The organism is Leifsonia sp. Soil_N53, assembly GCF_057655165.1.
Genome location: NZ_JBDGMM010000041.1, coordinates 23,662 through 31,440, shown reverse-complemented (window position 1 = coordinate 31,440; position 7,779 = coordinate 23,662). Strand labels below are relative to the sequence as shown.

Here is a 7,779-nt window from a genome sequence, read left to right as displayed (position 1 = left end):
GGGGCGGACGCAGCCGCGGCCGCGGCGGTCGCGCGGAGTTGGGCGTTCCCCCGCCGCACCCGCACGAGCCGGCGCAGCAGCGCGCGCGTGGCGAGGGGCGCCTCCACGACGACCTCGACCTCCGGCACCACCACGCGCTCGTCCTCGGTGTAGAGCGAGTCGACGAAGAGGTCGTCGGCGATCACGTCGGGGAAGGACGTGAACCGGGCCCGCGCCTCCTCGGACAGCACGATCGCCCCGCGGCCGAACAGACTCGCGCGGAAGACGGGGAGGCGCTCGTTGATCGCGAAGTAGGAGCGCACGGGCCATGGCCGCCCTGCCGTCTCGAGCCGGCGTCGGGGGACGGCCGCGAGCCGCCCCGGCGCTTCGGAGAGGCGTGCGACGAACGCGGACAGGGCGTGCGGAGGCAGGACGATGTCCGCGTCGAGGTAGAGCCGGGGGAACGAGGTCGCCACCGCGTCCCCGGCGTTCAGCGCCCCCGGCTTGCCGGGCTCTGGACGGTCGACGACGGTGACGCCCCTGGCGCGGGCGATCTCGGCGGTCCGGTCCGTGCAGCCGTTCGCGCTCACCACGACCTGCACCGGGCCCGGGAAGTCCTGGGCGGCGAGCGCGTCGAGGCAGGCGCCGATGACGTGCTCCTCGTTGTGAGCGGCGATCACGACGCTCGGCATCGGCAACCCCCCTACAGCTGTCCATGCGACGTCGAGGCGACGGTCTGCGCACCAGAGTAGCGGGAAATGCAAGCATTCGGCTCGCGGGATCCGCGCGGCCCGCGCACGCCGCTAGGGTGGCTCTCGTGGAGACAGCCGGCGCGCCAGAGGTCAGGCCGATCGCCGCTGCCGACGCGGCCGCGGTCGCGGAGTTCCTGCACAACGAGCTGAACCCGCGCGTCAGCAGCGCCGGCTGGGCGGGACTGCTGCTCCCGCCGTGGGACGACGGACGCGCCCCGAACCACGGGTTCCAGCTCGTCACGGGCGACAGGATCGTCGGCGTCTACGCGGCGGTGTACTCGCGACGCGAGCTCGACGGCCAGGAGCGGGACGTCTGCAACCTCGCCGCGTTCTGCGTCCTCGAGGAGCACCGGGCGCACAGCGTGCGACTCATCCGCGCGCTCCTGGGCCAGCGCGGCTACGTCTTCACGGACTTCTCGCCGAGCGGGAACGTCGTGGCGATGAACGAGCGCCTCGGCTTCCGCCGGCTGGACACGGCGGGGCGCCTCGTGCTCAACCTCCCCCGTGGTCCGCTCCGCGGGGTGCGGGTCGTCGACGACCCGGCGGAGCTGTCCCGCCGGCTGGAGGGCCGGGACGCGGAGGTCTACCGCGACCACCGCGAGACCGCCGCCGCCCGCCACCTCCTGGTCGAGACCGGCGACTCCTACGCCTACCTCGTGTACCGCAGGGAGCGGCGCAAGCGGCTGCCGGTGTTCGCCGTCCCGCTTTACGCCGGGGGCGACCGCGCGCTGCTGGAGCGGGCGTGGCCGCGCGTCGGCACGCACCTGCTCCGCCGCGGCCTGCCCGTGACCCTCGCGGAGCGCCGCCTCCTCGGCTTCACGCCGGGCGGCCCTGGCAGGGCGTTCGCGGCAGGCCGGCCGAAGATGTTCCGCAGCAAGGAGCTCGACGGCCGCACGCTGGACTATCTCTACAGCGAGCTCGTGCTCGTGCAGTGGTGAACGCAGATCGGGAGGCCTCCTGTGCAGGAGACCTCCCGATCGTCGTGACGCGCCGGTCAGTTCGCCGGAGCGACCGCCGTGCCGTCGTCATAGAGGTTGTTCGACCACACCGCTCCCGGTGCATTGATGTCGAACGAGGTGATCGGGCCCCAGTATCCGCAGACGTAACCCCGGTTGCCTGCACCCATCTCGGTGCCGCGCTGCCAGATGTTGTCCTTGAACGTGATGTTCTTCGTCTGTCCCGAGAACGGCTTGCCCGCGGTCGAGCCGCCGTAAGAGCAGTAGCCGCCGGAGCCGGCGAGGATCAGGTTGTTCTGGATGATGTTGCCCTGGACCGGGTCGAAGTCCGGGTAGCCGGTGATCGCCGCCGAGCAGCCCGCATCCGGAGCCACGTCCGGCGCGGTGCAGCCGATCGTGTTGTGGATGAGGTGGCTGTTGGTGTTCACCCGGATGCCGGACTCGTGGTTGACGCCGGTCTTGTCGGTGTACTGGTCGGCCACGTACGAGTCCTGCACGGTGCAGTCCGCGTAGCAGTTGATCGAGCGGGAGCCGCCGGTCACGTGCACGCGCGTCGCCGTGAAGTAGGCGTCGCCGATCCCGGTGCCGGCGGAGTTGCCCGCGTCGACCAGGCTGTCGGTGATCGTGAACGATCCGACGTTGTCGTTGTAGTCGGCGTAGACGCCGCCGTTGATCTGCGACCGGGTGATCACGACGCCCTTGGCCAGGACGCGCAGGTAGCAGTTGACGACCTTGGCGTCGATGACGACGTTCGGCGTCTGGATGGTGCACGGACCGGTGTAGGGGGTCAGCGCGGTGCCGGCCGGGACGCCGGTGGTCGCCGGCGACGGGAAGCTACGGCCGAGGGCCGTGATGCCGCCTGTCGATGCCGGCGGGGTGGGCGTCGTCGTCGGGGTGGGCGTGGGAGTCGGCGTCGGGGTCTTCACCGGCGTCGGCGTGGTCGTCGGCGTGGACGTCGGCCTCGGGGAGGAGGTCGTGGCGGTGGGCGTCGGGGTCGGCGTCGTGCCGGCCGTCCCGGTCGCCGAGAAGACGATGTCCACCATGTAGTTCGAGCCCTTGAAGGTGCTCGTGGGCAGCGCGTTGGTGCGCCCGTAGCGGTAGACGCCGGCGTTGGCCGGCACCGCGAAGCCGCCGAGCACCTTCGCCTTGTCCAGCACGTTCTGGGTGACCGCGTAGCCGCCCTTCGTAGCGAGGTACGAGGCGACGTAGGTGGTCTTGGCGCTCACCTTGACCGGCTTGGCCAGGGGAACGGTGTGCCAGCCGACCGAGCGGGTGGCCTTGACGGGAGCGGTCGCGAGAGCCGTTCCGGAAGCCGACCACAGCGTCGCGGTCGTGATGCCCGAGTCCTTCGGGCCCTGGTAGTACTGGAGGGCGGAGATGGTGCCCGCCTGGGTCGGGGCGAACTTGACTCCGAGCACCACCGAGGCGGGGTCGGAGGCCGCTGCGATGCGGGGACTCAGGTCATCCGGGAAGATCCCGGTCGTATCGGCTTTTGCAGCTGCGGATCCGATCGCGAGTGCACCAGTGGTGACTGCGATCGTGGCCAGTGCTGCGGCACCGGCCATGAACCATCGGTTTTTGCGCGCGGACAGTCGGTGCCGTGGCATGTCGGACATAAATGGATCTTCCGTTCGATTGGGTGAGCCATACGCGGTTCACTTAGGTCGTCGGTGGGTGGGTGGGGGGTTTCAGCGCGTTGGGGCGCGCCGTTTGAGGCCATAGTAGGGGGCCCTATATCAGGTCGCAACCGACCACGAGACCGGATGCTCGACCCCAGTTCGGGGGATGCTGCACTGCGTGCGGGGAGGCATCGGACGACCGCGCCAATGGCCCAGCGGATGGCGCCGACGCCCTCCGCACCGCGGCCGGCGGCCGGCGTGGCGATCCAGGGCGCCCAAATTAACACGGGATTCCCTGGCTGTCCAGGCCTCAGCCGGCCCGATGTCTGTCGCTCCGCGCCGCCACGCTGACCCGCAGGAACACGATGATCCAGCTGAAGATCAGCACCGCCGCGACCAGCTCCACTGCGGTCAGGTTGTAGTAGCCGACCGCGAAGAACAGGGTCACCAGAGCGATCACGCCGATGAACGCCCAGCCCAGCAGATAGAAGGTGCGGGGGAGGTGCGGCATCGCCCAGCGGATGCCGACGGCGAGCACGCAGAAGACCACGGCCATCCCGGTCGCGGCCGTGTTGTGCAGCAGGAAGAAGCGGTCGACCGGGAACAGCCCGACGCAGGCGAGCATCGCGCCGATGATCAGCAGAGCGGCGCGCACCTGGAGCTCGCCGCGGCTGGGGCGCCTGCCCTGGCCGCTGTCGGTGGCGTAGCGGGCGATCGCGGTGACGAGGACGCCGCCCACGATCACGGTGATGTTGAACGCCGTCGATGACCAGTCGTCGGTGATCCCGAGCACGCTGAGGTTCTGCTTCCACCAGTGCGGGTTCGACGCGGTGAGCATGCTGGTCAGGGCGCCGACCACGAGGAACACGGCGAGCACCGCCGACAGCAGCAGCGGGTTCATGTTCGCGGCGGCGAGGAAGACGTAGTACCCGGTGACCGCCGCCGCGGTGCCGACCAGCAGCGTGGCCGGGATGGCGAAGACCTGCGCGTCCTGGAAGCTGCGGGCGAGCACGTCGCTCAGCACGGTCCAGAGCAGCAGCACGACGACCGCGTGCGCGACCGCGATGGCGAGCGAGTCGAACAGCTCGACCGCGGCGCCGAGCCGGGAGCGGTGCTCCTTCGGGCCCCTGAACCAGGGGATGCTCCAGGTCGCGACCCGTCCGCCGCCGTAGACCACGAGCGACACGACGCAGCAGGCGATGGCCGCGAACTGGCCGACCGAGCCCCTCCCGGAGATCGAGAGATCGTGGCCGGCGAACACGAAGAACGCCACGACGCCGACGGCCACGAAGGCGAGCGCGCCCGAGCCCATCGCCAGCGACTCCACGGAGGCCGCCCGCAGGCGCCGGGAGAGCCGGTCCGTGGCGTGCTCGCCGACACCGCCCTCCGACACTGCTGCCCTCATGGTCCGAGCATATTCTCCGGTCCCGGCCGCGCGGAGAGCCGTCTCAGCGGGTCAGCTCGATGAGCATGCTGCGGTGCGTGGGCACACTGAGCCCGGTCTTCTCGAAGCCGAGGGCCTGCAGGTCGGCCAGCCCGTAGCTCTGGAGGTCGCCGTCGACATCGTCCTCGACCAGCCAGATCCGGGTCACCCGGTCGAACCGGCCGAGTTCGGCGGCCTGGGGGACGGTGTAGACGCGGTCGGCCCAGCCGATGTTGCGCGTGTACGGGGTGCGGAGCGTCGGGTCGACGAGGCCGGCGAACCCGGCGGGGTAGGTGTGCATCGCGAGCCGCGGCCGCTGCGACGGCTTGGTGGACTCGTCGAACACGACGGCGTCGCCCGGCCGGGCCACCGAGGCCATCGCGCTGCCGATCTCCGCCCAGTCCGAGTTGTTCTTCGCGTACGGTCCGCGCTGGTCGAGGTAGGCCGGCGTGCTGACCGCGATGACGAGCAGGACGCCCGCTCCCGTCGCCGCCAGCGCCGGGATCGCGCCGCGCCCCGAGCCGAGCCGCCCGGAGACCAGCCGGCCGGACACGAGCCGGCCGAGGACGAGCACGCCCTCCGCGATGAGCAGTGCGGCGGCCGGGGCGGCGAAGGTGGAGTAGCGACCCGCGTACAGCGGGAAGACCAGGTTCACCAGCAGCAGGGCCCCGGTCGGCAGGATCAGCCAGCACGCGCCGACGAGTGTCGCGTCGATCGGCTGCGCCCCGCTGCCGGCGACGGCCAGGACGGGCGCCCCCGGCCGGGAGACCCGGGTACGGTGGTCGCGGATCCAGGCGCCGACGGCGAGCACGATGAGCGCCCACGCGACGATCGCGACCCAGCCGTTGCCGAACCAGGGCTGCCAGAGCAGGGTCGAGGGATCGAGGGTCTGCGTGTCGAGGTAGCCGATCTGGCTCCGCTCGAAGTAGGCGAGCAGGCCGAGCGGCGCCAGCGCCACGACCGCGCAGCCGGTGGCGAGCAGCCACGCCCGCAGCGTCGGCCGGGACGCCCGGGAGACGAGCAGGATGGCGACGTGCGCGATCGCCAGCGTCACGGTGTAAAGGAAGAGGTACGACGTGAACGCCATGCCGGCCGCGTAGACGGCCCAGCAGCTGCGGCGCACGGAGGCGGGGGCGGTGCGCCCGCCTCCGTCGACCAGCCACAGCAGCAGCAGCGTCAGCCAGGCGGCCGCTGCGGCGGTGAACGCGAACGACCGGGCCTCCTCGCCCGCATAGGTGAGGCGCGGGAGGACGCACGCGACCAGGCCGGCGACGATCGCCGCGCGCGGGCCGCCGCGACGTCCCGCCAGCAGGGTGACGGCGGCGACCGCGAAGCCGATGGCCGCGGCGCTCGGCAGGCGCAGCGCGAACGGGCTCTCGCCCGCGAGCCGGATCCAGCCGTGCATGCCCAGGTAGTAGAGCCCATGCACCGCGTCGACGTGGAACAGCATGGGGATGAGCGTCGAGACCGGACGCCGCGCCGACATGAGCGTGGCGGCCTCGTCGCCCCAGAGCGAGGGGAGCCAGCTCCCCGCCGCGCAGATCACGGTGGCGACGAGGCCGAACGCCACGGCGATGGTCCAGGGCCGGACCGCCCGGAGCGGCGGGGCGGCGACCTCGCGCCCGGTCACGGTCAGCGCGCTCATCACACCCCCGGTTCTTCACCGCCACGTCTCGTCCACGCGTTCCTGCAACCAGGAAACCAGACCACGCCGGAGAGTCGCTGAGGGCGGCCTGCGGAAACCCATACCTCGCGGGATGCCGCCTGGCTGGATCCCGCCTTGCTGGATCCCGCTTGCTGGATCCCGGGGGCGGGCGCACTCGCCCTGCCGCCCGGGATCCGCCCCCACACACCGGGAAGGCGGGGTGTCCGTGATCCACGCTCCGCCGCATCCAGCGTGCTGCTTCGCACGGTACGTGGTCGCGCGCATCCGGGGCAGGGGATTCACGCGGCCCGGCGGGCGTGGTACGCAGGCGGCTACAGCGGCTGGTTACAGCGAGCGGCTACAGCTCCCCGCGCCGCGCCCCCGCCCAGAGGTCCACGCCGGCGTCGACGGCGAACCGGTCGATCGCGTCGAGCTCGTCCGCCGTGAAGTCGAGCCGGTCGAGCGCGCCCACGTTCTGCTCGAGCTGGGCCGCGCTGCTGGCGCCGATCACCAGGGAGGTGACGCGCGGGTCGCGCAGCGCCCACGCCAGCGCGAGCTGGGCGAGCGACTGCCCGCGCGCCTCGGCGATCGCGTTCAGGCCGCGCAGCCGGTCCACCGCCTCCTCGGTGAGCCAGCCGGCGTCGAACGAGCCGCCGGCCGATGCCCGCGAGCCCTCGGGGACGCCATCGAGGTACTTGCCGGTGAGCATCCCCTGGGCCAGCGCGGTGAATCCGATCACGCCGACCCCGAACTCGTCGGTGGCGTCGAGCAGGCCCTCCGTCTCGATCCAGCGGTTCAGCATCGAGTACGACGGCTGGTGGATCAGGAGCGGCGTGCCGAGCTCGCGGAGGATCTCGGCCGCGCGCCGGGTGTCCTCGGCTCCGTAGGAGGAGATGCCGACGTAGAGCGCCTTGCCGCTGCGGACGGCGGTGTCGAGCGCCTGCATCGTCTCCTCGAGCGGCGTGCCCGGGTCGGGGCGGTGCGAGTAGAAGATGTCCACGTAGTCCAGGCCGAGCCGGGACAGCGACTGGTCCAGGCTGGCGAGGACGTACTTGCGGCCGCCGCCGCCCTGACCGTAGGGCCCCGGCCACATGTCCCAGCCCGCCTTGGACGAAACGACGAGCTCGTCGCGGTACGGGAGCAGGTCCTCCCGCAGGATGCGGCCGAAGTTGATCTCGGCGGCGCCATACGGCGGCCCGTAGTTGTTGGCCAGGTCGAAGTGCGTGATCCCGAGGTCGAAGGCTCGGCGGACGATCTCGCGCTGCGTCTGGAACGGGCGGTCGTCGCCGAAGTTCTGCCAGAGGCCGAGCGACAGCGCGGGGAGGTCGAGGCCGCTGCGGCCGGTGCGCCGGTACAGCATCCGGTCGTAGCGGGACGGGTTCGCAACGTAGGTCATGTCACCAGC

General features: G+C 71.7%; 6 protein-coding genes. 1 reads left to right on the top strand and 5 read right to left on the bottom strand.

Features of this window, described 5'->3' with window-relative positions; translation table 11 throughout:
• A partial coding sequence (locus tag AC3A3H_RS04445; protein WP_487613335.1) for a glycosyltransferase family 2 protein occupies positions 1-671 on the bottom strand: 671 nt, incomplete at its 3' end.
• 125 nt (positions 672-796) lie between these two features.
• Here AC3A3H_RS04445 and AC3A3H_RS04440 point away from each other — a divergent pair.
• Positions 797-1,669 (top strand): hypothetical protein, encoded by an 873-nt coding sequence (locus AC3A3H_RS04440; protein ID WP_487613334.1) that lies wholly within the window; start codon positions 797-799, stop codon positions 1,667-1,669.
• 56 nt (positions 1,670-1,725) lie between these two features.
• Here AC3A3H_RS04440 and AC3A3H_RS04435 read toward each other — a convergent pair whose 3' ends face one another.
• From AC3A3H_RS04435 to mgrA, 4 genes are all read right to left on the bottom strand, one after another.
• A complete protein-coding gene (locus tag AC3A3H_RS04435) occupies positions 1,726-3,252 on the bottom strand; it encodes a DUF4082 domain-containing protein (protein WP_487613333.1) in 1,527 nt (508 codons plus the stop codon).
• Positions 3,253-3,616: 364 nt separating this feature from the next.
• Complete coding sequence (locus AC3A3H_RS04430) at positions 3,617-4,711, bottom strand: DUF998 domain-containing protein (protein WP_487613332.1); 1,095 nt, start codon at positions 4,709-4,711, stop codon at positions 3,617-3,619.
• Positions 4,712-4,754: 43 nt separating this feature from the next.
• On the bottom strand, positions 4,755-6,374 hold the full coding sequence (locus AC3A3H_RS04425) for a glycosyltransferase family 39 protein (RefSeq protein ID WP_487613331.1): 1,620 nt from the start codon (positions 6,372-6,374) through the stop codon (positions 4,755-4,757).
• 358 nt (positions 6,375-6,732) lie between these two features.
• Positions 6,733-7,770 (bottom strand): L-glyceraldehyde 3-phosphate reductase, encoded by a 1,038-nt coding sequence (mgrA, locus tag AC3A3H_RS04420; RefSeq protein WP_487613330.1) that lies wholly within the window; start codon positions 7,768-7,770, stop codon positions 6,733-6,735.
• Positions 7,771-7,779: the final 9 nt, after the last annotated feature.